Source organism: Psychromonas sp. Urea-02u-13 (assembly GCF_002835995.1).
GTDB lineage: Bacteria > Pseudomonadota > Gammaproteobacteria > Enterobacterales > Psychromonadaceae > Psychromonas.
Genome location: NZ_PJBZ01000270.1, coordinates 1 through 451, shown reverse-complemented (window position 1 = coordinate 451; position 451 = coordinate 1). Strand labels below are relative to the sequence as shown.

Genomic DNA, 451 nt, shown 5'->3' with positions numbered 1-451 from the left:
CTGTTTTCTTCAATGCTTTGCTGATTAAAATGGGTTTCTCCCCACCATTTAATCTCTTCAAGTATCGGTAGTGAGTGGGCCTTATGATATTCAAGCCTCTCTAATAACGAGAGTTTAAGCTCCATTATCTTATGTTCATTTTTCCAAATTTCACCATAACGTTCGAGGAGTTGCTCAACCTCATCTGGAAAATGATTGATGACATCTACAAACTGTCGTCTTGCATGACTATTACAAAGTGAGGGGGCAACATTACAAGTGCTCGGTTGATTACTCGCTAGCGCATCACTCATCAAAATGGGAATAACCGCTGCTTTACGCTTGTATAATATGCGGTCGATAAATTCGCCGGCATGACCAATATTGGTTTCAAATAACACAATATCACGGTTGTTTTTCAAGCTTGCGATGACACCTGATGTATAAACACCCGATCTCAATCGTATTTTGT

Annotated in this window: 1 protein-coding gene; it reads right to left on the bottom strand. The window is 39.7% G+C overall.

Annotation, left to right across the window (positions count from 1 at the left end):
* Window positions 1-401 (bottom strand): IS66 family transposase (locus CXF74_RS21700; RefSeq protein ID WP_198552971.1); only part of this gene is annotated, 401 nt, incomplete at its 3' end.
* Between the last annotated feature and the right edge of the window lie 50 nt (window positions 402-451).